A 23,667-nucleotide genomic window follows, 5' to 3' on the forward strand; every position below is an offset into this window, starting at 1 on the left:
TTTTTATTGGAAATCGTCGCTGGCCTAATTGCTTATACATTCCAACCTAAAAAACCGAGCTTGAATTTACGGGATTGTGATATAGCTATTTTTAAACGAAGCTGAGGTTAAATAGGGATTCTAACCCACCATTGGTTGACTAGTAGTCAATCACCTCATTTTGATTACCTGTTGGTCAGATCTGCCTCTGTCGGGGGCTATATCGCTTCTGTACGGGCGGTTACGTTGTGAACTAAGTACAACATGCATGACGAATCAGAAAGGTTATCTCATCTGGCTGGGGCTCAACCACCTGGCTGCAAGGCTAAAAAGAAAAAACGTCGTCAATCAGTTTAAATTAAGATGAAGATCTATTTTTTGATATAGAAGACAAGTTAATCTTTAAGCTGCTAATTATACCCTTGCCTGATAATCAGGCATACTCATTGTCCTCTGGGCCTGCATGTACATCCATTAACAGAGTGCCTTCACATGTACTGAAGGCGATAGGGGTCAGCGATGAACAAGCTCAAGCCAGGGTGCGCTTCGGATTGGGCAGATTTAACACTGAAGACGAGATACGGTATGTTTGTCTCCGTCTGGAAAAAGCGGTGAATAAACTGAGGTCGATGGCGTCAAAGTCATTCTGTACCCAATACTAATGAAGAATAATTTAAGATGGAGTTTGATTCATGCGAACAATGTCGGCACTTTTTCTCCTGTTCGGAACCCTGTTCACTGCGGGAGGATATGGCGCCACCTTCCTTATTTCCGCGTATTTTCGGTCACAAGGAGGGAGTGATATTGACACTGGGACGACCCTCAGCGTGGCCTTGGTCGGTACCTTGATTGGTGTTCCTTTGGTCGGATGGTTTGCCGGGCAGCTGGAAGCATCCCGCCTTGCAGCCCTTGCGGCGTTGGCGATGTCTTGTGGTTATCTTCTTTTAGGCGGCTTCAGCGGTGAACTGGGCTATATTCCGCGTATCGCGGCGTTCTTGATTGGACTCGGTTGGGGGATGTTCTATATCAGTGGGCCCATGGCGTTGTCGGAGCGTGTCACCGACGCTGACAGGGGCCACTGGTTTACCCGCTTCAGTGCGTTTCAAATGGCTGGGATTTGCGGCAGTCCTATCCTCCTTACCGTAGCGGTTGAACAGGCGGGAGTGTCTATCCAAACAACGTTTCTCTTTGTTGGCGTCGCGGGCACCCTCGCCTCACTGCTTCTGGCGACCTTTGGTATCAAGGAGCCGCATGGTCAACGGGAATTATCACTGAGACCCTGGGTGAAAAAAATAACGAAGATCGCCACAAGTAGCGCGATCCGTCCCATTGTGATGGTGGGGCTGGGAGGCTGTGTATTCTCCGGAATGATGTCGTTCCAGAGCTCACTCGTCGAAGGGACTCGGGCAAGTGCAAGTACATTCTTCGCTGTACATGCAGCGACCGTGGTTGTGTCGCGGCTTTTGTTGGCCCGACGTTTATCGACGATGCCCCGTATCCCGTTAGTCACTGTGCTGATGTTATTCTTAATCGTGGGTATTTTGGCTCTGCTAGGCATACCGGTTCATCCCGTGTTCCAGATTACGGCGGCCATGTTAACGGGGATAGGGTATGGATTGGTGTATCCCGTCATTCAAACATGGGCAATAAACGATTCTGCTCTTGAGAATCGTCATGCGGCCCTCACCTGGTTCGTTGTCGCCTATTTTGTAGGTATATTTGGATTTCCGGCGATAGGTGGATGGATATTAGTTGGCGCAGGCAAGGCCTTGTTTATTTTCGTTTTGGCCGTAATAGCTTCTCTTGAACTTGTCATGGCGTTATTGGGAGGGCGCTGGTTTTGTCGTATTAAGGACAGGCTGACGGCACCAAATAAAGCATGTTAACGGTCGGTAGGCATCTTGATAATGCATTCGGCAGACGCTCATTGGATAGGCGCCAGCAATAGGAACGTTGCCCGCCTGAGATTAAAAAACCCCTAGCAGAGTTACTGTTGAGGCTATGAATGAGGCGAAAAGCGCAATGAATGCGCGTTTTAACAATGCTGATGATTTAATTTATGACATTGAAAAAGACCTCAGCAAGTCAACGAGCTAGCTTCCCGCGCTGTTGAAGCCATTTAAATTGCAACTCCTCAAACCCCTGAATGGATTTCCAGCCAGAAGCGCCACTGAGAACAGCGGCAAAGACCAAAAAAATGACATCCATCGGTTCATATTTTTTGTTGATGTCAGCATGGTGATCAAGTATCTCATTGATATAGTTAAAAATAGTCATCGTCAAAATTACTTTTTTATGAAAGATGATGCTCAGATCGTTTTAATGATGAAAAATTCCAAAAAAAGTCAGTTCCCGCTCTGGTTTTACCTATAATAACCATATTAAAAATGTGAGATCCGGCCCTGAGTTAGCAGGGAGCTTTATGCATCCCGTATTAGGCACAGTGATGCCGGAAATCTACGAGGAACCACACTCACCCGCCTAAATCTTCGCCATTGTTAAAAGTTGGGATGCGTTCATTACATTTCTCCTGTAGTGGGAAAGATGCCTACTATAGCAACTGACCGCCTTTCTGAAAAATTGCACTTATTAGTCGAATCCGCCAGATATTATCACTACAAAGATTACTACCATTATCTTCTATCAAAGAGTCAGAAAAAATAAATAGACTAATATTTGATCGAGGTGTATTCTGTTTACAGAAAAAAGGAGATTGCCTTAATATTAAGCTACCACTTATTTTGAATCGGACAGTGACGATAGAAGAAAATACTTTTAACGCTGGCTTATTAAGCATGCCCATTGAGCTTGAAAATATAATAAAGGGTATTTTTGAATACGGAGAAATAAATAGGGACAGTATTCTTAAAGAATTTGATGATGAATCTGCATCAGAAATTATGAATATTCTATATAAAACAGGTCTCGCATCAAATTCCACTTCAAGAGATTAACTAAATAATTACACAAGTGTTCTTTATGAATATAAAGCTTAAAAATATTCTTTTCGGGTATTGCACATCTTCATTAGGTTCATGGATTGATTTTATTACAATTCTAACTTTATCTGCTTACCAATTCAATGCATCTCCATATGAAATGGCGGTAATCAGTGCCTTAAGTTTACTTCCGGGGATCATTCTTACAAAAAATCTTGGACAGTTGTTGGAGTCAGGATCAGTTATATTGATTTTGATACTATCTTTACTCTTAAGAATAGGAGCAACGGTTGGGATAATTTTATCCCAATCAATAGAGATTTTTATTATATTCGTAGCTTTGCGTTCAGTATTTAACAGTGTTATGCAACCAGCTATCAATGTACTGAGTATCCAAATGTTAAAAGGAGAAAACTCAACAAAATTTTATTCACTCATGAATATGATCAATAATATTTCGAAATTGATAGTTCCTATATTAGGGGCTGTATCAAGCTCAGTTATAGGCGAAAGAGCTATTTTATTAGTTTCGATTGGTTTTACTTCTATATCACTATTATCTTTCTTATTACATCATAAAAACAGTGAAATAAGTATTGACAAAAAAAATGCAGAAAAAATTCTTCCAGAAGGAAATTTTTTAAAAAATAAGCCTAACACCATGCTGCCTTTACTCTGGTGCGTTGCAACTTATTTTTTCTTTGTTTTTATGTTGAATAATCAAATGGCTATTATACTTATGTATCTGCAATTTGATAAAGCAGCATTAGGGATGTTGATGTCTTGTTCTGCTGCTGGAAATATCTTATCGGGAATAATGACTGCCAAGTTTAGTATAAAGTACCCAATTACAGGAAAGCTATCTGAGTTAATGATACCTGGTGCAAGTACTGCCGTAGGTTTTGGATTAATCGGTATTACTTTAAATCTGCCACAAAGTTTCTCACTTTACATATTACTATTAGTTTTCTTTAGTGTTGGAATTTTTAGTGCTCGCTTTGCCATAGCTAGTAATGTTTTTGTTAGCTTAAATTACTCCCAATTTTCGGGTATCGCTTCTGTGCGATTACAATCGATACAAAATATAAGTATACTTATTGCTCCTTTAGCTGGTGCATATATACTCAGTATTGCAGGTGCTAAGACACTATTCTTTATATCAAGTATTTTGGGTTTAGTGTCATTTTTATTTTTATATCTTTATTGTCATTGGATAAAAACAGTTAGTGTTTTTAAAAAGATAGTAGAGAATATTTTTAGATAAATATCGCGGTGTTGCATAATAAATGCAACATAATAACGATAAAAATAATCCAGCTCGTATTTGATTAAATCATTTATTTGTGGATTTTTTATAAATTATCATTTAACTGGTTGATAAAAAATTTAATCTACAGTTGAAAAAGTTGTTAAAATCGGTTGATTTTTTAAATATATTATCTTGCTAACCTATTTTATATTCTTATTTGCCTCTTTTACGGGGTATATAAGCATTAATAAAGCCAATTCTTTTTCTCATTTTCCACTGATAGTTTTGTTATGGGCAGGCTTTAAATTTTTATTAAAAGTCACTATTTTAGCTCTAGGGTTTAATCGGTATAAAGTTTTAATCGTTGTTTTCACTACTTTTAATGTCTGATTTTTATTAAATTTAATCATCATGGGATGCCGTATTCTACGTTTAACTAATGTTAATCATATCCGATTTTATCTTTGATGATATAAAAATATCCTTCTATGCTTTTTCGGATAATCCTCTCTTTTTTCAAAGCTTAAATACTGCCAAATTAACCGTTTTATCCCTTTTCCATTGCATTGTTTTTTATGGTTTCTTCGTAAAATAATATTGAGAAAATACAATAAATATCAGTTTTTTTCGGATGATTTTTTTCCTGATGTTTTCTCTTTCAAGGAAAACTCAACAGTGATAATCGAAACGCTAAAAGTCAGTAATCTGGGGATAATAGGATATTTATCCTATTATCCCTATACACTCAGGAAAATAACCTTTTATTGATACTATTTTGAATACCTGCGGCATCAAGCCCTAAATCAGCTCTGATTTCTTCCTGGCTGCCTTGTGGCGCAAATTGGTCAGGTAGGCCGATATTTAGAATTTGCACAAGCTGACCTTCCTGCATCAGCAGTTCATTGACACCACTGCCGGCACCGCCCATCACCGCGTTTTCTTCCAAAGTGACCAGTAAATCATGGCTGCCGGCCATTTTCAGAACCAGCTCTTTATCCAGTGGCTTAACAAAACGCATATCAACGACAGTCGCGTCCAGTGATTCTGCTGCTGTTATTGCATCGGGTAACAGAGTGCCAAAGTTCAGAATTGCTACTTTCTTACCCTGACGGCGAATAACACCCTTACCAATGGGCAACTGTTCAAATGGTTGACATTCTGCGCCAGTTCCTGCTCCTCGCGGATAGCGTACAGCTACCGGACCTTGCTGGTAATGATAACCGGTATGCAGCATTTGGCGGCATTCGTTCTCATCACTCGGCGCCATAATCACCATGTTGGGAATGCAACGAAGGAATGAGAGATCAAAGGCTCCTTGATGTGTCTGACCATCTGCGCCAACGATGCCACCGCGATCTATTGCAAACAGTACGGGCAGATTCTGGATTGCGACATCATGAATAAGCTGGTCATAAGCACGTTGCAGGAATGTTGAGTAGATAGCGACAATCGGCTTGTAATCACCAATTGCTAAACCCGCCGCAAAAGTCACGGCATGTTGTTCTGCAATAGCGACATCAAAGTATTGATCTGGATATTCGCGGGAGAATCGCACCATACCGGAGCCTTCACGCATAGCCGGAGTGATCGCCATCAGTTTCTTATCGTTAGCGGCTTCTTCACATAGCCAGTCTCCAAATATTTTGGAGAATGTCGGGCGGTTGTCTGAACTCTTGGGTAATGTACCGCTAGCCGGATCAAATTTAGGCACCGCATGCCAACTGATGGGATCTTTTTCGGCTGGCGCATAGCCACGGCCTTTTTTGGTCATGATATGCAGGAGTTGCGGCCCTTTCAGCTCGCGCATGTTTTTCAGCGTCTGAGTTAACGTCAGCACATCATGTCCGTCAATCGGTCCTATGTAGTTAAAGCCCAATTCTTCAAACATTGTACCGGGAATGACCATCCCTTTGATGTGTTCTTCGGTTTTTTTCAGTAATTCTTTAATGGGTGGTAGGTTAGAAAAGACCTTTTTTCCACCTTCTCGCAGTGTAGTATAAAGCTTACCGGAAAGAAGTTGAGCCAGATGGTTATTTAACGCTCCGACGTTCTCTGAGATAGACATTTCGTTATCATTAAGAATGACCAGCATATCCGGGTCGATATCCCCCGCGTGGTTCATCGCTTCAAAGGCCATACCCGCCGTTATCGCACCGTCACCAATAACACAGACTGTACGGCGGCCTTTGCCTTCGCGTTGAGCGGCAATTGCCATACCTAATCCTGCGCTTATAGAGGTAGATGAGTGCCCGACACACAAGGTGTCGTATTCACTTTCATCTCGCCAAGGGAAGGCATGAAGTCCATTTTTCTGACGAATAGTATCAATACGATCCCGGCGTCCTGTCAGGATCTTGTGCGGATAAGCCTGATGACCAACATCCCATACTAGTTTATCGAAAGGCGTTTTATAGACATAATGCAATGCTACAGTCAGCTCAACGGTACCAAGACCGGACGCAAAATGACCACTGGAGCGACTGACACTGTTTAGCAAGAATTGCCGAAGTTCATCACATAACTTCGGCAGGCTCTCTTTTGGCAACATACGAAGTTCTTCAGGATTTTCCGCTAATGCCAATGTTGGGTATTTGGCTATATCAATGCTCATTTGATGCTCGTTAAGAAGTGTTTATTAATAGAGCTGTTGGAGGTAAAATTTACCAACAGACCTTAGAGCCCATCCCATTAGGCTATTTTATGTAACAATAACGCCTATTAGGATAGGCAATTAGTTGTTACGCTCAATGATAAAGCTGGCAAGTGCACGTAGCATTGTTGTGTTATAGGATTTTTCTTCCAGTTTATTCAATGATTCTAGCGCTTCTTGATACAGCTCGTGCGCTTTTTTCTGTGCTTGTTCTAACCCCAGCAATGCCGGGTAGGTACTTTTTCTTAATTGTTGGTCACTGCCCTGACGCTTCCCAATCATTTCGGTATCGCCAATGACATCAAGAATATCGTCATGAACCTGGAAAGCGAGGCCAATAGCTTGGGCATATTGATCCAATTCAGGTAAGGCATCATGTCCATTCTTGCCCACGCCGTAGGCTCCCATTCTGACAGCGCAACGGATTAGAGTACCCGTTTTGTGGCGATGAATTTTTTCCAGCGCATGAAGATCAATCTGTTTGCCTTCAGCTTCTAAGTCCAGAGCCTGACCGCCACACATACCGGCGATACCACTGGCTGTTGCCAGCTCAGAAATCATTTCAAGGCGATCAGCTGTTGTCACATCTGGCATTTCTCTTTTAGATAAGATTTCAAATGCCAGAGATTGTAATGCATCTCCCGCTAAAATAGCGTGAGCTTCACCAAATTTGATATGGCAAGTGGGTTGCCCACGGCGTAAATCATCGTTATCCATTGCGGGTAAGTCGTCATGAATTAATGAAAAAGCATGAATGCATTCGACTGCTGCGGCTGGCGCATCCAGATTATTGGCAGATAATCCAAACATGTTACCTGTGGCATAAACTAAAAATGGACGCAGACGTTTGCCACCAAGTAAAGCGCCATATTGCATTGCCGGAACCAGTGGATTGGCAAATGCCAATGAAGATAATGTGGTTGTCAGGACGTTATTGACGCGTTGTTGACAGGTCTTAAGTTGTTCTTTGAATTGAATTGGGTTTTGTTCAGTCATAGATTTACTCAGTATCCGGGGAGAAGTTATTCAGCGGAGATTGGGCGTCATCGTTAAGAAGAATTTGCACCCGCTGTTCTGCTTGTTGCAGAGTCTGTTGCCCTTGACGGGCTAACTGAATACCACGCTCAAACTCATTCAAGGCTTCTTCCAGTGCCAGTTCACCCGATTCAAGACGGACGACAATGCGCTCCAACTCTTTTAATGAGCTTTCAAATGTCATTGTTGGTGTGGTTTCTGGTGTACTATCCGGGTTTTCTGATATTGCGTTTTTCTTTGGCATAATCTTTTTTACTATTTAGAGTTCGCCTGAGGGTTGCAGACTATCCTATTATGCTGGTGCAAACAAATCCTTAACTGGTTTTGTATTTTTTGCGCGCTATGTCGTGAGATAGTGCTATACTCCGCAGCCTGATTTGACTACCAGAACATGATGTCAGTTTCATTTATCAAAACTCCTAACGACTACTATAACTCACTATGAAGTTTATTATTAAATTATTCCCGGAAATCACGATTAAGAGCCAAACTGTCCGTTTGCGCTTTATTAAAATTCTCGCCAGTAATATTCGCAATGTGCTCAAAGCATTGGGCGATAATATTGCGGTAGTTCGCCATTGGGATAATATCGAAGTTCGTACGAAAGATGAAAACCTTGGCGCTCAAATTTGTGATTCGTTGACACGTATTCCCGGTATTCACCATATTCTGCAAGTAGAAGAGCGTGAATTTCGTGATATGCATCATATCTTTGAACAAGCTTATGAGGCTTATGGTGAATCGCTCCATAACAAAACATTTTGTGTACGGGTTAAACGTCGTGGTAAACATGCGTTTACTTCTAATGAAGTAGAACGCTATGTCGGTGGTGGTTTAAACCAGCACATTGAATCTGCGAAAGTAAAACTGACTCATCCTGATGTTACCGTTAATCTGGAAATTGAGCAGGATACACTGATTCTGGTGAAAGCTCGTTATGAAGGTATTGGCGGTTTTCCTATCGGAACGCAGGAAGATGTGCTGTCTCTGATTTCCGGCGGTTTTGATTCTGGTGTTTCTAGCTATATGTTGATGCGCCGTGGCTGCCGTGTTCATTATTGTTTCTTTAATCTTGGTGGCTCTGCTCATGAAATTGGTGTGAAGCAGGTCGCTCATTATCTTTGGAGCCGCTTTGGCAGTTCCCATAAAGTCCGTTTCGTTGCTGTGGATTTTGAACCTGTTGTTGCTGAAATTCTGGAAAAAGTTGATGACGGCCAAATGGGTGTGGTGCTTAAACGGATGATGGTAAGAGCGGCATCTAAAGTTGCAGAACGCTATGGCGTGCAGGCCATTGTTACCGGTGAGGCGTTGGGACAGGTTTCCAGCCAGACGCTGACTAATCTGCGTTTGATTGATAATGCATCGGATACTTTGATTCTGCGGCCGCTGATTTCTCATGATAAAGAGCACATTATTAAACTGGCACGCGAAATTGGCACTGAGGATTTTGCCCGTACGATGCCTGAATTTTGTGGGGTTATTTCTAAAAGTCCGACTGTAAAAGCGGTTAAAGCCAAAATTGAAGCAGAAGAGGCTAATTTCGATTTTGATATTCTGGAAAAGGTTATCAGTGAAGCTCAAAATATTGATATCCGTCAGATTGCAGAACAAAGCAGTGAGCGAGTCGTTGAAGTTGAAACAGTCACTGAATTTGCTTCAACAGATGTATTACTGGATATTCGCTCACCCGATGAACAAGATGATCGCCCATTGCAGATGAATGGCGTAGAAATCAAATCATTGCCGTTCTATAAATTAAGCAGTCAGTTTGGTGATTTACCTAAAGAGAAAACTTATCTGCTCTATTGTGAGCGCGGAGTGATGAGCCGTTTACAGGCGCTTTATCTGTGTGAGCAGGGGTTTGATAATGTGAAAGTTTATCGGCCTTAATTACGATATTTAGAGGCTTCCCATCAGGGGAGCCTCAATGATTTAATCTTAAGCAGGGCGCTTTTGTCTGCTTTTTCACTACCATGAGCCAGGCAGATGAATTCTGAATGGTTCATAATCATCTTCCTTACATTTTATCAGGTTATATATACGGGTATTCTCAGGAGCAGACAGGCCATGAGCACGGGCCCGGCGCAATAAATATCCAGTGATATAGTCAATTTCAGTGTGACGTTTGGCGCGGATATCTTGCAACATTGAAGAGTAGTTTTTTGCTGTGCGCTCAATAACATCATAGATATAGGCAGTTAAGCTGTCGATGGAAGTATGTATGTTTTCTCGTTCTATAACCTGAATGATTTCTTCACACAAAACATTTAATTGTTCCGGGTAGTGAAGCAAATCTCCATTCCGGCATTCATAAATTACAGTAAGTGGGTTTATGACACAGTTAGCCGCGAGTTTTAGCCAACTAATAGAGAGAATTTCATTATGCCATGCAACGTCCGGTAAAGCCTGATGCAGAATATCAGCCAGAGAGCTGAGTTCAGCGGCATTTGATGTTGCAGAGCCAATATGTGTTAGTCCAGAAGCCGTATGATAAACCTGGTGGTCATTCTGATATGCGCCGTGAGTCGTGACGCCAAGGAGTATTGGATTAGGCGCAGATAGCAATTCTTCCTGAGAGCCCATGCCATTGTGTAGTAATAAGATTGGGCAATCAGATGAAAGTTTGGGGAGTAGATTATTAACCGCATCAGATACTTGCCAGGCTTTCAGGCAGACAATCAGTAATTCGCTATTGGCAAGATGGTCATTGTCATTAGTTGGGATCCGTTGGTTAAATGCTTCCCCATTAATTTCGTCAATATGAACAGGTAAATCAGACTGGGGGATTCTTAGCCAACCTTGTACCTGGTGTTTTTGTTGTGATAATGCTGCCAGCCACAGTTTTCCTATAGCGCCACAGCCAAGAACGGTTATCTTCATAATATACCCTCGTTGCAAGACGCTGTAATCTTGAATGGGAATAGTAAGATCCCACGAATCTGAGTATAGAGCTTTTGCTGACAATGGAAAGCGGTTATCATGCCAACTTATTGATTATCAGGAGGTCACGGATAATGCCATCTTTCGATATTGTCTCAGAAATTGATATACATGAAGTTCGCAATGCGGTAGAAAACGCGCAGCGTGAGCTTGCTACACGCTGGGATTTCCGTAATGTCAGCGCCAGTTTTGAATTAAATGAAAAAAGTGAATCTATCAAGATTGCCAGTGAGTCAGATTTTCAGGTAAATCAGTTGGTTGATATTATTCGTGAAAAACTGGCTAAGCGTGGTATTGATGGAGCTGCACTAAATATCCCTGATGATATGCTGCACAGTGGTAAAACTTATAGCGTTGAGGCGACTCTGAAACAGGGGATTGATACCCCTACAGCGAAAAAGATCGTGAAGCTGATTAAGGATAGTAAATTGAAAGTGCAGGCTCAGATTCAGGGTGAGCAGGTGCGGGTAACCGGTAAAGCGCGTGATGATTTGCAGAGTGTTATGGCATTAGTCCGTGGAGCAGAATTAGGGCAGCCATTCCAGTTTACTAATTTCCGGGATTGATTTTTCCCGTATTGGCTAACCAGCTCCGCTTAATGGATTAATATATTTGGCCTAATGTGGGGTGGGATATTCCTGAGCGGGAATCCCATCCCCAGTTTTCCTTCAATATCGAACCGGAATGAGAGGGTTTTATTAGCGAAAGTTGCTGTAAGTTATGCTAGCAATTGCTCAAGTTGTGCTCTGCTCGTCTGCTTAGTATCTACTTTTATGTAAGCGCTGCACTCTTCCGGTACAATAACAACTTCGCGAACACCGGGTTGAACAAGAATTTTTTGTTCCAGCAGTGTCTTATTTACTATATTTTCTGGCAGCGAAATTCTGATACTGCTGACATAAGGGGGCTGTTTCATTGTCGTGCTGATAATAAACCAAATAATTGTCAGAGCGATACCTGCCATAAATACTAGCGATGCTCCCTTTAATTCATATAACCAGCCACCAAGGCTACCACCTAACGCTACACCTAAAAACTGGCTGGTGGAGTAAATTCCCATTGCTGTACCTTTATAACCCGCTGGCGCTTCTTTGCTGATAAGTGATGGCAGAATAGCTTCCATTATATTGAAAGCAATAAAGAAAATTTGTATGCCAACAAAGATTGTCCACAAATGGCGCCCCGCTGACCACAATACAATTTCGGCGATAAATAGCAGTGTGATACATAACAGAAACACTTGTTTCATGCGGCGCTTTTTTTCTGCGTAGATAATGAAAGGTAAAACAGATAAGAATGAAATCAGCATGGTGATCAGATAAACCTTCCAATGCTGTTGGGCTGGGAATCCAGCCTGTTGCATAACCAGAGGCAAGGCGACAAAACTTGCCATTAGCAAAGCGTGCAAACTTAGAATGCCAAAGTTAAGTTTTAGCAGTTGGCTATCAGATAAAACTTTATGGAAACTGTGACGAACAATGTCTGATTCACGGTTAAGAACGCGTTTATCTGTGGAAGGAACAGCAAATAATGTTATCAGAATGCCACAACCGGCTAGAACGGTAATGCCCCAAAACAGGCCATTTAAGCCAATGGTATGAGTAAGAATTGGGCCAAGTACAATTGCTATGGCGAAAGTGACTCCAAAGCTAATGCCAATAAATGCCATTGCCTTAGTTCGGTTTTGTTCGCGGGTCAAATCAGAAAGCAGAGCCATAATTGCGGCGGATATAGCCCCGGTGCCTTGGAGCGCCCGCCCAACGATTATGCCCCAGATAGAATCACTGAGAGCTGCCATGATACTGCCAATAGCGAAGAGTAGTAGCCCACCAATAATTAAGGGCTTACGGCCAATTTTGTCAGAAAGCAGGCCAAAAGGGATCTGGAAAATTGCCTGCGTTAAACCATAAATGCCAATAGCGATGCCGATAAGCGCTTCGGTAGAACCTTTTAGATCAAGGCCATAGGTTGTTAAGACAGGAAGGACCATGAACATGCCCAGCATACGCAAAGAAAAAACTGAACCTAAGCCCCATGTCGCCCGAAGCTCAAGTGGCGTCATTTTATTATCGTTCATGGTTACCTCGAAATATTTAGATGTGCCATTGTAGATAGGTTTCTGATAAGCGGTAAATAGTTAATTGAATTAATAATATTGAAGTATAAGGGGAGGGGGAGGATATGAAAAGGAAACTGATGGCAGAGGCGTATGCCACTGCCATCAGGGAGAATTACCGGACGTAAGTTAGAAAGGTTTCTGAGGACACATTTGGGTCAACAGACATCATGACGCTCAGGGAAGTGATTGCCACAATGGAAAATACAAATAACTTACGGGCCCAAACTCGGTCATTAGCCGTTTTATAACCGGATAATGCCATTCCCAGCCACCAGATGCTGACTGCTGCTGCAACAATCAGATATTTGTAACCAGCGTAACCGCTGATTGCCAACATGAGAGTTGCAATCATAAATGCCAGGATATAAAGGATAATATGGTTTTTCGCCACAGAGATGCCTTTAATCACGGGTAGTACAGGGATGTTCGCTGCCTGATAATCTTTGAAACGGAAGATAGCAATGGCATAGGAGTGCGGCATTTGCCACAAACTGAAAATCAGTAACAGGATCAACGCGCCCGTGTCAAACTGACCAGTCACTGCACAATAACCGATAACCGGAGGTGCAGCGCCGGACAAACTGCCGATCAACGTGCCATAGACAGATTTCCTTTTCATGTAGAGGCTATAAACCCCTACATATACGACAAAACCGATAATCGCTAATTGCATTGCTAAGGCATTGGCTGCTACATAGAGCAGCACCACGCCAACAATACCCAGTATTGATGCATAAATCAGGCTGATTTTCGGATCAATAAGCCCTTTTACAAGGACGCGGTTTTTTGTTCTTTCCATGATCCGATCGATGTCACGGTCAATGTAGTTGTTAAATACACAACCAGAAGCCACGACTAATGAGACGCCGAGCAGAGTCGAGATGAACAAAGGGTAATCAATCACCCCTTTCGAGGCGAGTAAAAAACCACCGATCACAGAAATTAAATTGCCGAAAATAATTCCTGGTTTAGTTACTTGCAGGTATTGCTTAATCATAATATGCAGCTCTTTAATCAACCATCATATTAATGTTGAGGTTGTACATGATCCATAGCGAGCCAACAACAACAATACCGATAATTAAAATAGTGAACAGCAATGCGACTAAGTTCCAACGCTCTTCTGACGAAGTGTTCATGTGCAGAAAGTAGATAAAATGAACAAGAATCTGCACAACAGCCAGAGCGACTACCGTTGTCAGGATAGTGGCATGGGAGGCGGAACCATCCATTACCATCCAGAATGGAATCACTGTCAGGATGACTGAAAGAACAAAGCCGATAATATAAGACTTCAGGCTACCGTGGCTAGCTCCAGTATGAGCTGTATTTGAATGACTCATTACATAGCTCCTAACAGATAAACAACGGTAAACACACAGATCCACACCACATCAAGGAAGTGCCAGAATAAGCTCAGGCAGCTCAGACGGGTTTTATTAACATCGGTTAAGCCGCGGCGTGTTACCTGAATTATCATGATGATAATCCAGACCAGACCACAGGTAACGTGGATACCGTGAGTGGCGACCAGTGCGAAGAATCCAGACAGGAACGCACTGCGGTCAGGGCCGTAGCCATCTGCAATCAGATGATGGAATTCATACAGTTCCATTGCCACGAAGCCAAGGCCGAACAGGAAAGTCATACCGAGCCAGGCGTTAACCTGGCCGATTTTGCCTTTGTTCATGCCCAGCATGGCAAAGCCATAAGTGATACTACTGAATAACAGCAGGAAAGTTTCAACCAGTACAAAAGAGAGGCCGAAAATTTCTTTACCAGATGGGCCGCCTGCGGTTCCGTTAACCAGCACTGCATAAGTCGCAAATAGACATGCGAACAAAATACAGTCGCTCATCAAGTAGATCCAGAAACCGAATACCTTAGTGGCTCCCGCATCGTGATGCCCATGATCCTCATGGGCATGATTGTGGTTAGTCATAGTTTCAGTTGACATGGTTCAGACCTGCCTTGCTAATTTGTTCATGGTGTTGATTCTCAATTTGCTCAACTTCAGCAACGGGTACGTAGTAATCAACATCGTCATCAAAGCTTTTCGCAATCCAAGTGATAATCATGCCGGCGAAGCCTGCGATAGCCAGCCACCAGATATGCCAAATCATAGCGAAACCAAAAAGCAAGCTGAAGCCAGCAATAATCACACCTGCACCGGCATTTTTAGGCATATGAATTTCTTCATATTTAGCAGGACGCTTATAAGCTGTGCCTTTTTCTTTCATATCCCACCATGCATCACGGGTTTGAACATGTGGAACGTCAGCAAAGTTATAGAATGGCGGTGGAGAAGATGTTGCCCACTCCAGAGTACGTCCACCCCAAGGGTCGCCAGTCAGGTCACGGTTTTGGTCACGGTCACGGATACTGACGTAGAATTGAATGACCTGACACAGGATGCCAACGGCAATCAGAGCAACACCGATTGCGGAGACAACCAGCAGAGTATGGAATTCAGGGTTGATATCCTGGCTGATACGACGGGTCATCCCCATGAAGCCGAGTGCGTAAACTGGCATAAAGGAGATAAAGAAGCCAATAATCCAGAACCAGAATGCGCGGACACCCCATTTTTCATTTAGTGTGAAACCAAATGCTTTCGGGAACCAGTAAGCAGTACCAGCGAAACAACCGAAGACAACACCACCGATGATAACGTTATGGAAGTGTGCGATCAGGAACAAACTGTTATGCAGAACGAAGTTTGCACCCGGAACCGCCAGCAGAACCCCAGTCATACCACCGATCGAGAAGGTGACGATGAAGCCAACAGTCCACAACATCGGTGTTTTATACTCAATACGGCCCTGATACATCGTAAACAGCCAGTTGAAGATCTTAACCCCTGTCGGAATCGAGATAATCATGGTAGCTATGCCGAAGAAGGCGTTAACGTTCGCGCCGGAGCCCATTGTAAAGAAGTGATGCAGCCATACGATGAACGACAACACGGTAATGGCAATGGTTGCCCATACCAGAGAAGTATAGCCGAACAGCCGTTTTTTTGAGAACGTCGCGGTAACTTCAGAGAAGACGCCGAAGACCGGCAGTACCAGAATATAAACCTCAGGGTGACCCCAGGCCCATATCAGATTGATATACATCATCATGTTGCCGCCCATATCATTGGTAAAGAAATGGGTGCCCATGTAGCGGTCGAAAGTCAGCAGGGCAATGGTAACCGTCAGAATCGGGAATGCTGCGATGATCAGTACGTTAGTACACAGTGCTGCCCAAGAGAATACAGGCATTTTCATCATAGACATGCCGGGGGCACGCATCCGCAGGATCGTGGCAAAGAAGTTAACACCTGTCAGCAGCGTACCGATACCGGATATCTGGAGACTCCATATCCAGTAATCGACCCCAACGCCAGGGCTATACTCTATACCTGAGAGTGGAGGGTAGGCTAACCAGCCAGTTTGAGCGAATTCACCCACACCCAGCGAGATGTTAATTAGCGCAACACCAACGACGAAGAACCAGAAACTCAGTGAGTTCAGGAATGGAAATGCAACGTCACGAGCGCCGATCTGTAGTGGAACCACGATGTTCATCAGGCCGACAACGAAAGGTGTTGCCATGAAGAAAATCATGATGACGCCGTGGGCGGTAAATATCTGGTCATAGTGATGCGGGGGCAGGAAACCTGCTTCGCCAGCGGAGGCGACAGCTTGCTGACCACGCATCATGATGGCATCGGCAAAGCCACGGAGCATCATAACCAGCGCTACGATGATGTACATAATACCGATTTTTTTGTGGTCAACGCTGGTTAACCACTCGCTCCACAGCCATTTCCATTTACGGAAATAGGTCAGGGCTCCGACAACTGCGAGCCCTCCGAAGAGAATCCCTGCAAGAGTGACCATGATAATGGGCTCATGCAATGGGATTGCATCAAGTGTTAATTTTCCCAACATTACTTTATTCCTCAACTCCGGCATGAGCAATTTCGCTCATATTCATGTTATGACCTGTCGTTGCACTGTGGCCGCCATGCATATTCATGTCGCCCATAAATTTGGCAATAATGTCTTGATACAGGTTAGGCTTAACGCTTGAGAAGTATTCAACCGGATGGTTCTGGCTTTGTTTGGCTAACTCATCAAATGCCTGCATGGTATCCAGGGTTTTGGGAGAGGCTTTTACTTTTTGGACCCATTGTTCAAAACCTTCACGATCCGCAGTAGCTGTGGCAGTAAATTTCATGCCGGAAAAGCCGTGCCCGCTGTAGCTGCTGGACAAACCTTTATAAGTGCCCGGTTCATTGGCAATTAAGTGAAGTTTCGTCTGCATACCCGCCATTGCGTAGATTTGACCACCTAATTGTGGGATGAAGAATGAGTTCATCACAGAATCAGAGGTGATTTTGAAGTTAACAGGAACACCAGTAGGGAAGGCAATTTCGTTAACGGTAGCGATACCTTGCTCCGGGTAAACGAACAGCCATTTCCAATCAAGAGAGATTACTTCAATAGTCACTGGTTTTTCGTCGCTGACCAGTGGCTTATATGGGTCAAGCTCGTGGGTTGTTTTCCAGGTAATAGTTGCCAAAATGATAATGATAATGATAGGAACCGTCCACACTACCAGCTCAATTTTATTTGAGTGTGCCCAGTTAGGGCGATAGGTAGCGTTTTTGTTGGCTTCGCGGTAACGTACGGCAAAGGTAAATGCCATGATGATTACCGGAATAACAATGATAAGCATCAGGCCAATAGCCGTGAGTATTAGCGTTTTTTGTTCAGCGCCGATAGCGCCTTTAGGATTCATCAATACCATATCACAACCATTCAACATAAGAGTGGCTGCCAGTAATGACAATATCCCAATACTTTTATTGTATTTCATAAGTCTAACGACTCCAAATAACAAAAGCTCTATTGTCGTTTCATCAGTGTGGGCATTCTACGGTAAGGCCACAGGAGTGTAAACATTTGTAATAGTTAGTTGATAGGTTGTTGACCCTTTATGTTAGTGGGATCACATGGAAATGGATGATGCGGCAAGAGCTAGCTTGAAAAGGTTATTTCAGCTTAACGCGGTGTGACTGAAATGTGATGGAAATATTAATTTATATTGAAATATTTTTATATTTTTCAGTGGAAAGAAAAATATAAAAATTTACTTTAAAGATTTTCATGACGGCAATTTTATTTAAGAATTAAACTAACTGAGAGCTACCCCAAAAGTAGCTCTTAGTTAACATCAGTAATTAGAAATTATATTTGATGGTGTAGACAACTCCATCCTGCCAGAACCCTTCACCTAATTTATGATCGGCATATCGATATTGAACGCCGGTTGTGAAAGATGGATGAGGTGTCCACCACAATGCCACTGCGCCGTTAACACCCTCTCGCCCGCCATTGCCATAGCGCTCATTCCGGTTAAGTTCTATTTCATTCCAGTTAGTTATACTGAATTTTTCCTGCCAGAGCTGAAAATCATAACCTGCCACCCAGCCGACAACATAGCCGTTGTTACCAGAGTAGAAAGTTTGATCAACATAATGTAATGCAACGAATGGTTTGAACCAGACACCGGCGATGTCAGTGTTGTAGCCAATACCATACAGGGTATTTACCTCATGGAAATTTCCACCGTGTGCTTTACCTGGGAGGGAGTAAGTCCCGTAAACATGGCCGTAGAGATTGAAACCAGTATCAGCCAGATAGAAGCGCCCGGTTGTTTTAAAGGTGTATCTTTGGTTATCCCCTGGTTGAGCATGTTTGCTGTTGAAAGCATTTTCCAGATCAAAGAACCCGTATAATTCACCCCAGTCAAATTCGGTTCCGCCTTCCAGTTCCACATAGGCAAAGTCGTCTTTATGAGAGGTTTGCCCTGATTTATGTGTGGTGTGGCTGGTCCAGTCGAGGTAGTTCATGCTGATATTAGCAAAGCCCGATTGATATTCCGCATAAGCTGGAACTGAGACAGTAGTAAATAAGGCAGTAGCCAGAATGGTTTTTCTCATAAATTTCTCTAACGCATCCATGAAAAGAGGTTTTTAATTTTAAAGCTATTAGATAAGCCTTAAAAATGGTAGCCTGATTTTACGCGGATATGAATATTGAACAATCCAATAATGACTCAAAAATAGCACTTTTAGATAAATGACTATCCAAAATGTGATCGTTATCACTTCGTTTTTAGCCGGATATAAACAGGCTGACCGTAGTCAATCTTTAATAAGTTAATTTAATGTTTTCACTTTGTTAAGCCAATTTGTTCCTTCTTAAATGCCAGATAATCCAGAATGCTGCCTAAAATGATGCCGGCGATACCGAACTGTGCTCCTAACAATAGTAATTGTTCGGCCAGATTAGGCGCATAAGTCCAGTTGAGAGCATTGGTGATTATGGTAAATAACCAAAATGTAAGAAAGATACTTGCTAATGATAGTAAGCCAAGAGCCAGGCGATAGAAATTTCTGAACTCAGTACGCGGCATAAAATCATTGGTTTGTTGGGTGTAAGCCAGAGTTTGACGGCAGATAAATAGCAGTAATAAACCTGGAACAGAGGCTGCTATAGAAAGCAGATAGAAGTTTGACCAGCCATGTAATTCAACGAACCAACCAGCAATCGGGCCGACATATACTCGTCCAACAGCCGATAAGGCAGATAATAAAGCAAACTGTGTTGCGGAGAATGATTTGTGACATAAAGCCATAAGCAAGGCGACAAATGCAGCGGTTCCCATTCCACCACAGATATTTTCTAGAAAAATGGCGCTGCCCATAGTGTAGATATTTTTATCAGTGATGGATAACAGCCAGTATCCAGTATTAGAGATGGCCTGAAGAATGCCAAATATCATTAGTGAGCGAAATAAACTCCATCGTTGCATCAAATAACCACCATATAATGCACCGACGATAGTTGCGGCTAATCCCAGTGTTTTGTTGATCATACCGACTTCACCAGCATCAAAACCTATACCACGGATAAGAAATGGGGTGCTGAGACTGGCAGCAAAGGCATCGCCTATTTTATACATGACAATTAATAGCAGTATCAGCCACGCATTATTACGATTGAAAAAATCAACTAATGGTTCTATTGCGGCCTGCTGAAGTGTTTTGGGTGGAGGTGCGTTAATTTTGGGCTCTTTAGCTCTTAACGTTGCATAGATGCCAATCAGCATCAATCCGGCCATCAACCAGTATGTGTGTTGCCAGCCTATATAGCGGTCTGCGATCCATAATGCTAACCCGCCTGAAACTAACATTGCCAACCGGTAACCAAGTACTGAAACAGCTGCGCCTACGCCCCGTTCTTCGCTACTGAGTAAATCTGCTTTATAAGCATCAAAGACGATATCTTGTGACGCAGAACAGAAAGCGACGGCGACTGCCAGTGCTGCCAGCCACCATAAATGTTGAGATGGCTGGAGAAAACCCATTGCAGTGATACTGGCTATCAGTAATAACTGTGTAACAAGCAGCCAACCACGGCGGCGCCCAAGGAAAGAGGGGGTAAAGCGGTCCATAAAAGGGGACCAAAGAAATTTGAAAACATATGCCTGGCCGACAAGGGAAAAGAAGCCAATAGTTTTAAGATCGACGTCTTCAACGGTCATCCACGCTTGCAGGGTGCCGGCAGTCAGTGCGAGAGGTAAACCAGAAGCAAAGCCAAGTAAAAGCAGGATACGTGAGTTATGGTGAGTAAAAACAGTGAGATAACGATAATACATGAGCCTCCCAAAACTCTGTCCTTGGCGGACAGAGTAAGTAATTAATCCTTAATTAACGGGCATTTTGTTTGATGAAATTACTAACGGAAGGATCCTGAGCCATATCTGCGATGACTTCAGATAGTACAGTATTTACCGCATCAGCAATTTTCTCATTGGTTGCTCCGAGAGGGCCTTGCACATTGTAGCTGGTGCGATAGTTTTTAACTTGTTTACTTCCGTTTTGCGCTGCACTGATAATGGAAATATCGGCTTTTGTTGAAATATTATGGCGTAAGCTGCCTTCTTTAACATCTGCATACAGGTTGTTCACAATAATTTGCAGATTAGCATTGGCTGGAGAGCTAATCATATAACCACGGGCAGCCATCTGTTTTTCTAGGATTTCCTGGAGTAGAAAACGCAGATCACGGGACGGTTTCAGTATTTCCAGCTTTGCATTGCGGTTAACTTGAGCGAGTGTCTGAGATTGGCGATTGTCGGCACCACTGATGCTGATGGTAATAGCCCTCATAGTTGGGTCTGCTGCTGGCAGCGTAATTTTAGGTTCGATGGTCAGGGTATTGCTGGGAGCAGCACAACCAGCAAGAAGAAAAAGGGTTATAAGCGGGAATAATATTCTTTTCAGCATGTTGATTTTCTCATCAGTGATAAGGATGTCCAGTAATATTTATCAATTTAATAAGCATAAACTACGCCAATAATAGCATTGCCTTTGATCATGGCATATCTCTGATGAGGTAAACGTGTATAAAAACCTTTTGATGTGGGGTTTGATTAAAAGATATTTTAATACGCTGGTGCTATAACTCATGAAGAATAGACTAAAATCATTGATATGGTTGGTAGTACGATTGCTGTGTAGTTTAAGGGGAATGATTATGGTGTACCAGGATATAGAAGAGAAATTACAGGCTGCATTTAATCCCTCATATCTTGAGGTTATTGATGAAAGTTATCGTCATAATGTACCCGTAGGTTCTGAAAGCCATTTTAAGGTTATAATCATCAGTAATAAATTTGTTGGTGAACGTATGCTGAATCGCCATCGTTCTGTTTACGGTACATTATCGGCAGAATTGGCCGCAGGTGTTCATGCTTTGGCGTTGCATACCTATACCGAAAAAGAGTGGAGTGAATTGCAGGATACTGTTTTAGCTTCACCGGCTTGTCGGGGGGGTAATGTGGCCTGAGTACTTAATTGGGACATTCTCCTGAAATTGCGATATTAAAATAGAATGAACCCGATTAACGGCCTTTGGGCCGTTTTTGTGTTTTGTATGTGACACATTTTGAACTCAATTCTGATAGCTAAGAAATTGTTGTTGCATGGAATTGATGAATACCTCGGGCTTTTGTTAGCAATTCTCGACTCACACCGTCTGCATCGCTATAATGTCGCGTCTAATTTTTAGAATGGTTTCGGGATGCTTCTGACATCAGGGATTCTCGGTTTTTAAATGCGACCGCCCCGGTTCTTAGAGAGTGTTGCGATTGGCATATAGAACATCTGCCGGTTGTACGGTCTCTGGAGTTGACCGAGCACTATGATTTTTTTGAGGTAAAAAGATGCAAGTTTCTGTTGAAACCACTCAAGGCCTTGGGCGTCGTGTGACAATCATCGTTCCTGCTGCCGATGTTGAAAAGGCAGTTAGCAGTGAGTTGGTCAATGTAGCAAAAAAAGTTCGTATCGATGGTTTCCGTAAAGGCAAAGTGCCTATGAACATCGTTAAACAACGTTATGGTGCTTCTGTTATTCAGGATGTTCTGGGTGATCTGATGCAACGTAATTTTATTAATGCAATCATCGAACAAAAAATCAATCCAGCGGGTGCGCCAAGCTATGCGCCAGAGCAGTTCAAAGACGGCGAAGATTTTACTTATTCTGTAGAATTTGAAGTGTATCCAGAAGTTGAGCTGAAAGACCTGGAAGCTATTGAAGTTGAAAAACCAGTTGTTGAAGTAAAAGACGAAGATGTTGATGCAATGTTGGAAACATTGCGTAAGCAGCAAGCTGACTGGAAAGAAACCGAAGCAGCTGTTAGTGCGGAAGATCGTATTACTGTTGACTTCAATGGTTCTGTTGATGGCGAAGAGTTTGAAGGCGGCAAAGCTTCTGATTTTGTTCTGGCTATGGGTCAGGGTCGTATGATCCCAGGTTTTGAAGAGGGCATTGTTGGTCATAAAACTGGTGAAGAGTTCACTATTGATGTGAACTTCCCAGAAGATTATCATGCTGAAAATCTGAAGGGTAAAGCAGCTAAGTTTGCGATCACTTTGAAAAAAGTGGAACAGCGTGAATTGCCGGAGTTAACTGAAGAATTCATCAAACGTTTCGGTATTGCTGATGGTACTGTTGGCGGCCTGCGTGCAGAAGTACGTAAGAATATGGAACGTGAACTGAAAAATGCAGTTCGTAGCCGTATTAAATCTCAGGTTATCGATGGCTTAGTTAAATCTAACGAAATCGAAGTTCCGGCCGCTGTTGTTGATGGAGAAATTGATGTTCTGCGCCGTCAATCTGCCCAGCGTTTTGGTGGCAATGAAAAACAAGCGTTGGAATTGCCTCGTGAACTGTTTGAAGAACAAGCTAAACGTCGCGTTGTTGTTGGCCTGTTATTAGGTGAAGTTATCAGTAGTAATGAACTGAAAGCTGACGAAGAGCGTGTTAAAGGACTGATTGAGGAAATGGCTTCTGCTTATGAAGATCCTCAGGAAGTGATCGAATTCTATGGTAAAAACCAGGAATTGATGAGCAACGTTCGTAATATTGCTCTGGAAGAACAAGCTGTTGAAGTTCTTCTGGGTAAAGCAAAAGTTTCCGAAAAAGAAACAACTTTCAATGAGTTAATGAATCAAAATCAAATGGCGTAAGCTTTAGCCTCGCTTGAGATAACGGATTTATCATCTCTGTGAAACTGAACCCGCAGATTTATCTGCGGGTTTTTTTATGAATAAAGGCAAAATTTTTCTTGAAAAAAGTGGGATTAACCCCAGATCCTTTTTTACATTATGTATATGATTGCAAAATTTTTCAGGG

20 protein-coding genes and 2 pseudogenes are annotated in these 23,667 nt (G+C 42.7%); 8 read left to right on the forward strand and 14 right to left on the reverse strand.

Going from position 1 to position 23,667, the window contains the following annotated elements; genetic code table 11:
• Positions 1-105, forward strand: a pseudogene (locus ABR397_RS25465) (IS982 family transposase); the annotation flags it as partial.
• Positions 106-671: 566 nt separating this feature from the next.
• Positions 672-1,865, forward strand: a complete 1,194-nt coding sequence (locus ABR397_RS14280) for an MFS transporter (RefSeq protein WP_350306317.1) — start codon at positions 672-674, stop codon at positions 1,863-1,865.
• A 220-nt stretch (positions 1,866-2,085) separates the two neighbouring features.
• Here the strand turns inward: ABR397_RS14280 and ABR397_RS14285 are convergent.
• Positions 2,086-2,256: pseudogene (locus ABR397_RS14285) on the reverse strand (transposase family protein); the annotation flags it as partial.
• A gap of 476 nt (positions 2,257-2,732) precedes the next feature.
• On the opposite strand from ABR397_RS14285, the gene ABR397_RS14290 reads away from it, so the two are divergent.
• Together ABR397_RS14290 and ABR397_RS14295 are read left to right on the forward strand one after the other, a co-directional pair.
• Positions 2,733-2,933 carry a hypothetical protein gene (locus tag ABR397_RS14290; RefSeq protein ID WP_350306318.1) on the forward strand — a complete coding sequence of 67 codons (201 nt, stop codon included), beginning with the start codon at positions 2,733-2,735 and terminating at the stop codon, positions 2,931-2,933.
• A 25-nt stretch (positions 2,934-2,958) separates the two neighbouring features.
• On the forward strand, positions 2,959-4,182 hold the full coding sequence (locus ABR397_RS14295; RefSeq protein WP_350306319.1) for an MFS transporter: 1,224 nt from the start codon (positions 2,959-2,961) through the stop codon (positions 4,180-4,182).
• Positions 4,183-4,912: 730 nt separating this feature from the next.
• On the opposite strand, the gene dxs is transcribed toward ABR397_RS14295, so the two are convergent.
• The 3 genes from dxs to xseB all read right to left on the reverse strand — a co-directional run bounded on the left by dxs (position 4,913) and on the right by xseB (position 8,096).
• On the reverse strand, positions 4,913-6,778 hold the full coding sequence (gene dxs / locus ABR397_RS14300) for a 1-deoxy-D-xylulose-5-phosphate synthase (RefSeq protein ID WP_350306320.1): 1,866 nt from the start codon (positions 6,776-6,778) through the stop codon (positions 4,913-4,915).
• 120 nt (positions 6,779-6,898) lie between these two features.
• Positions 6,899-7,813 (reverse strand): (2E,6E)-farnesyl diphosphate synthase, encoded by a 915-nt coding sequence (ispA, locus tag ABR397_RS14305; RefSeq protein WP_350306321.1) that lies wholly within the window; start codon positions 7,811-7,813, stop codon positions 6,899-6,901.
• Positions 7,814-7,817: 4 nt separating this feature from the next.
• Entirely contained in the window at positions 7,818-8,096 is a 279-nt protein-coding gene (xseB, locus tag ABR397_RS14310; protein ID WP_350306322.1) for an exodeoxyribonuclease VII small subunit, read from the reverse strand.
• A gap of 197 nt (positions 8,097-8,293) precedes the next feature.
• Between xseB and thiI the strand changes: the two genes are divergently transcribed.
• The gene (gene thiI, locus ABR397_RS14315; RefSeq protein WP_350306323.1) at positions 8,294-9,742 is read left to right on the forward strand and encodes a tRNA uracil 4-sulfurtransferase ThiI; all 1,449 of its coding nucleotides are present in this window, start codon (positions 8,294-8,296) and stop codon (positions 9,740-9,742) included.
• A 78-nt stretch (positions 9,743-9,820) separates the two neighbouring features.
• Here the strand turns inward: thiI and panE are convergent, their stop codons facing one another.
• Positions 9,821-10,732, reverse strand: coding sequence for a 2-dehydropantoate 2-reductase (panE, locus tag ABR397_RS14320; RefSeq protein ID WP_350306324.1), 912 nt, complete (start codon positions 10,730-10,732; stop codon positions 9,821-9,823).
• A gap of 134 nt (positions 10,733-10,866) precedes the next feature.
• Between panE and ABR397_RS14325 the strand changes: the two genes are divergently transcribed.
• Positions 10,867-11,358 carry a YajQ family cyclic di-GMP-binding protein gene (locus ABR397_RS14325; protein WP_021323478.1) on the forward strand — a complete coding sequence of 164 codons (492 nt, stop codon included), beginning with the start codon at positions 10,867-10,869 and terminating at the stop codon, positions 11,356-11,358.
• A gap of 152 nt (positions 11,359-11,510) precedes the next feature.
• Here the strand turns inward: ABR397_RS14325 and ABR397_RS14330 are convergent, their stop codons facing one another.
• From ABR397_RS14330 to ABR397_RS14370, 9 genes are all read right to left on the reverse strand, one after another.
• On the reverse strand, positions 11,511-12,869 hold the full coding sequence (locus ABR397_RS14330) for an MFS transporter (protein WP_350306325.1): 1,359 nt from the start codon (positions 12,867-12,869) through the stop codon (positions 11,511-11,513).
• A gap of 154 nt (positions 12,870-13,023) precedes the next feature.
• Positions 13,024-13,908, reverse strand: a complete 885-nt coding sequence (gene cyoE / locus ABR397_RS14335; protein WP_350306326.1) for a heme o synthase — start codon at positions 13,906-13,908, stop codon at positions 13,024-13,026.
• A gap of 13 nt (positions 13,909-13,921) precedes the next feature.
• Positions 13,922-14,254 carry a cytochrome o ubiquinol oxidase subunit IV gene (locus ABR397_RS14340; protein ID WP_350306327.1) on the reverse strand — a complete coding sequence of 111 codons (333 nt, stop codon included), beginning with the start codon at positions 14,252-14,254 and terminating at the stop codon, positions 13,922-13,924.
• Complete coding sequence (locus ABR397_RS14345) at positions 14,254-14,868, reverse strand: cytochrome o ubiquinol oxidase subunit III (RefSeq protein ID WP_350306328.1); 615 nt, start codon at positions 14,866-14,868, stop codon at positions 14,254-14,256. Before ABR397_RS14345 ends, ABR397_RS14340 begins: the two co-directional genes overlap by 1 nt.
• The gene (gene cyoB / locus ABR397_RS14350) at positions 14,858-16,849 is read right to left on the reverse strand and encodes a cytochrome o ubiquinol oxidase subunit I (RefSeq protein ID WP_350306362.1); all 1,992 of its coding nucleotides are present in this window, start codon (positions 16,847-16,849) and stop codon (positions 14,858-14,860) included. Before cyoB ends, ABR397_RS14345 begins: the two co-directional genes overlap by 11 nt.
• Before the next feature lie 4 nt (positions 16,850-16,853).
• A complete protein-coding gene (gene cyoA, locus ABR397_RS14355) occupies positions 16,854-17,780 on the reverse strand; it encodes a cytochrome o ubiquinol oxidase subunit II (RefSeq protein WP_036842426.1) in 927 nt (308 codons plus the stop codon).
• 364 nt (positions 17,781-18,144) lie between these two features.
• Positions 18,145-18,906 carry a nucleoside-specific channel-forming Tsx family protein gene (locus ABR397_RS14360; protein WP_350306329.1) on the reverse strand — a complete coding sequence of 254 codons (762 nt, stop codon included), beginning with the start codon at positions 18,904-18,906 and terminating at the stop codon, positions 18,145-18,147.
• Positions 18,907-19,139: 233 nt separating this feature from the next.
• Complete coding sequence (gene ampG / locus ABR397_RS14365; protein WP_350306330.1) at positions 19,140-20,627, reverse strand: muropeptide MFS transporter AmpG; 1,488 nt, start codon at positions 20,625-20,627, stop codon at positions 19,140-19,142.
• A 52-nt stretch (positions 20,628-20,679) separates the two neighbouring features.
• Positions 20,680-21,258: a lipoprotein gene (locus tag ABR397_RS14370; RefSeq protein ID WP_350306331.1), complete on the reverse strand. Its 579-nt coding sequence runs from the start codon at positions 21,256-21,258 to the stop codon at positions 20,680-20,682.
• 250 nt (positions 21,259-21,508) lie between these two features.
• Here ABR397_RS14370 and bolA point away from each other — a divergent pair, with 250 nt between their 5' ends.
• Together bolA and tig are read left to right on the forward strand one after the other, a co-directional pair.
• Positions 21,509-21,820, forward strand: a complete 312-nt coding sequence (gene bolA / locus ABR397_RS14375; RefSeq protein ID WP_350306332.1) for a transcriptional regulator BolA — start codon at positions 21,509-21,511, stop codon at positions 21,818-21,820.
• A gap of 376 nt (positions 21,821-22,196) precedes the next feature.
• Positions 22,197-23,501: a trigger factor gene (tig, locus tag ABR397_RS14380; RefSeq protein WP_350306333.1), complete on the forward strand. Its 1,305-nt coding sequence runs from the start codon at positions 22,197-22,199 to the stop codon at positions 23,499-23,501.
• Positions 23,502-23,667: the final 166 nt, after the last annotated feature.

The organism is Photorhabdus viridis (assembly GCF_040256935.1).
Lineage (GTDB): Bacteria > Pseudomonadota > Gammaproteobacteria > Enterobacterales > Enterobacteriaceae > Photorhabdus > Photorhabdus viridis.

Coding starts and splice junctions, on each gene's coding strand:
- ABR397_RS14280 (WP_350306317.1), top strand. CDS start 672: ATGCGAACAATGTCGGCACTTTTTCTCCTGTTCGGAACCCTGTTCACT.
- ABR397_RS14295 (WP_350306319.1), top strand. CDS start 2,959: ATGAATATAAAGCTTAAAAATATTCTTTTCGGGTATTGCACATCTTCA.
- dxs (WP_350306320.1), bottom strand. CDS start 6,778: ATGAGCATTGATATAGCCAAATACCCAACATTGGCATTAGCGGAAAAT.
- ispA (WP_350306321.1), bottom strand. CDS start 7,813: ATGACTGAACAAAACCCAATTCAATTCAAAGAACAACTTAAGACCTGT.
- xseB (WP_350306322.1), bottom strand. CDS start 8,096: ATGCCAAAGAAAAACGCAATATCAGAAAACCCGGATAGTACACCAGAA.
- thiI (WP_350306323.1), top strand. CDS start 8,294: ATGAAGTTTATTATTAAATTATTCCCGGAAATCACGATTAAGAGCCAA.
- panE (WP_350306324.1), bottom strand. CDS start 10,732: ATGAAGATAACCGTTCTTGGCTGTGGCGCTATAGGAAAACTGTGGCTG.
- ABR397_RS14325 (WP_021323478.1), top strand. CDS start 10,867: ATGCCATCTTTCGATATTGTCTCAGAAATTGATATACATGAAGTTCGC.
- ABR397_RS14330 (WP_350306325.1), bottom strand. CDS start 12,869: ATGAACGATAATAAAATGACGCCACTTGAGCTTCGGGCGACATGGGGC.
- cyoE (WP_350306326.1), bottom strand. CDS start 13,908: ATGATTAAGCAATACCTGCAAGTAACTAAACCAGGAATTATTTTCGGC.
- ABR397_RS14340 (WP_350306327.1), bottom strand. CDS start 14,254: ATGAGTCATTCAAATACAGCTCATACTGGAGCTAGCCACGGTAGCCTG.
- ABR397_RS14345 (WP_350306328.1), bottom strand. CDS start 14,868: ATGTCAACTGAAACTATGACTAACCACAATCATGCCCATGAGGATCAT.
- cyoB (WP_350306362.1), bottom strand. CDS start 16,849: ATGTTGGGAAAATTAACACTTGATGCAATCCCATTGCATGAGCCCATT.
- cyoA (WP_036842426.1), bottom strand. CDS start 17,780: ATGAAATACAATAAAAGTATTGGGATATTGTCATTACTGGCAGCCACT.
- ABR397_RS14360 (WP_350306329.1), bottom strand. CDS start 18,906: ATGAGAAAAACCATTCTGGCTACTGCCTTATTTACTACTGTCTCAGTT.
- ampG (WP_350306330.1), bottom strand. CDS start 20,627: ATGTATTATCGTTATCTCACTGTTTTTACTCACCATAACTCACGTATC.
- ABR397_RS14370 (WP_350306331.1), bottom strand. CDS start 21,258: ATGCTGAAAAGAATATTATTCCCGCTTATAACCCTTTTTCTTCTTGCT.
- bolA (WP_350306332.1), top strand. CDS start 21,509: ATGGTGTACCAGGATATAGAAGAGAAATTACAGGCTGCATTTAATCCC.
- tig (WP_350306333.1), top strand. CDS start 22,197: ATGCAAGTTTCTGTTGAAACCACTCAAGGCCTTGGGCGTCGTGTGACA.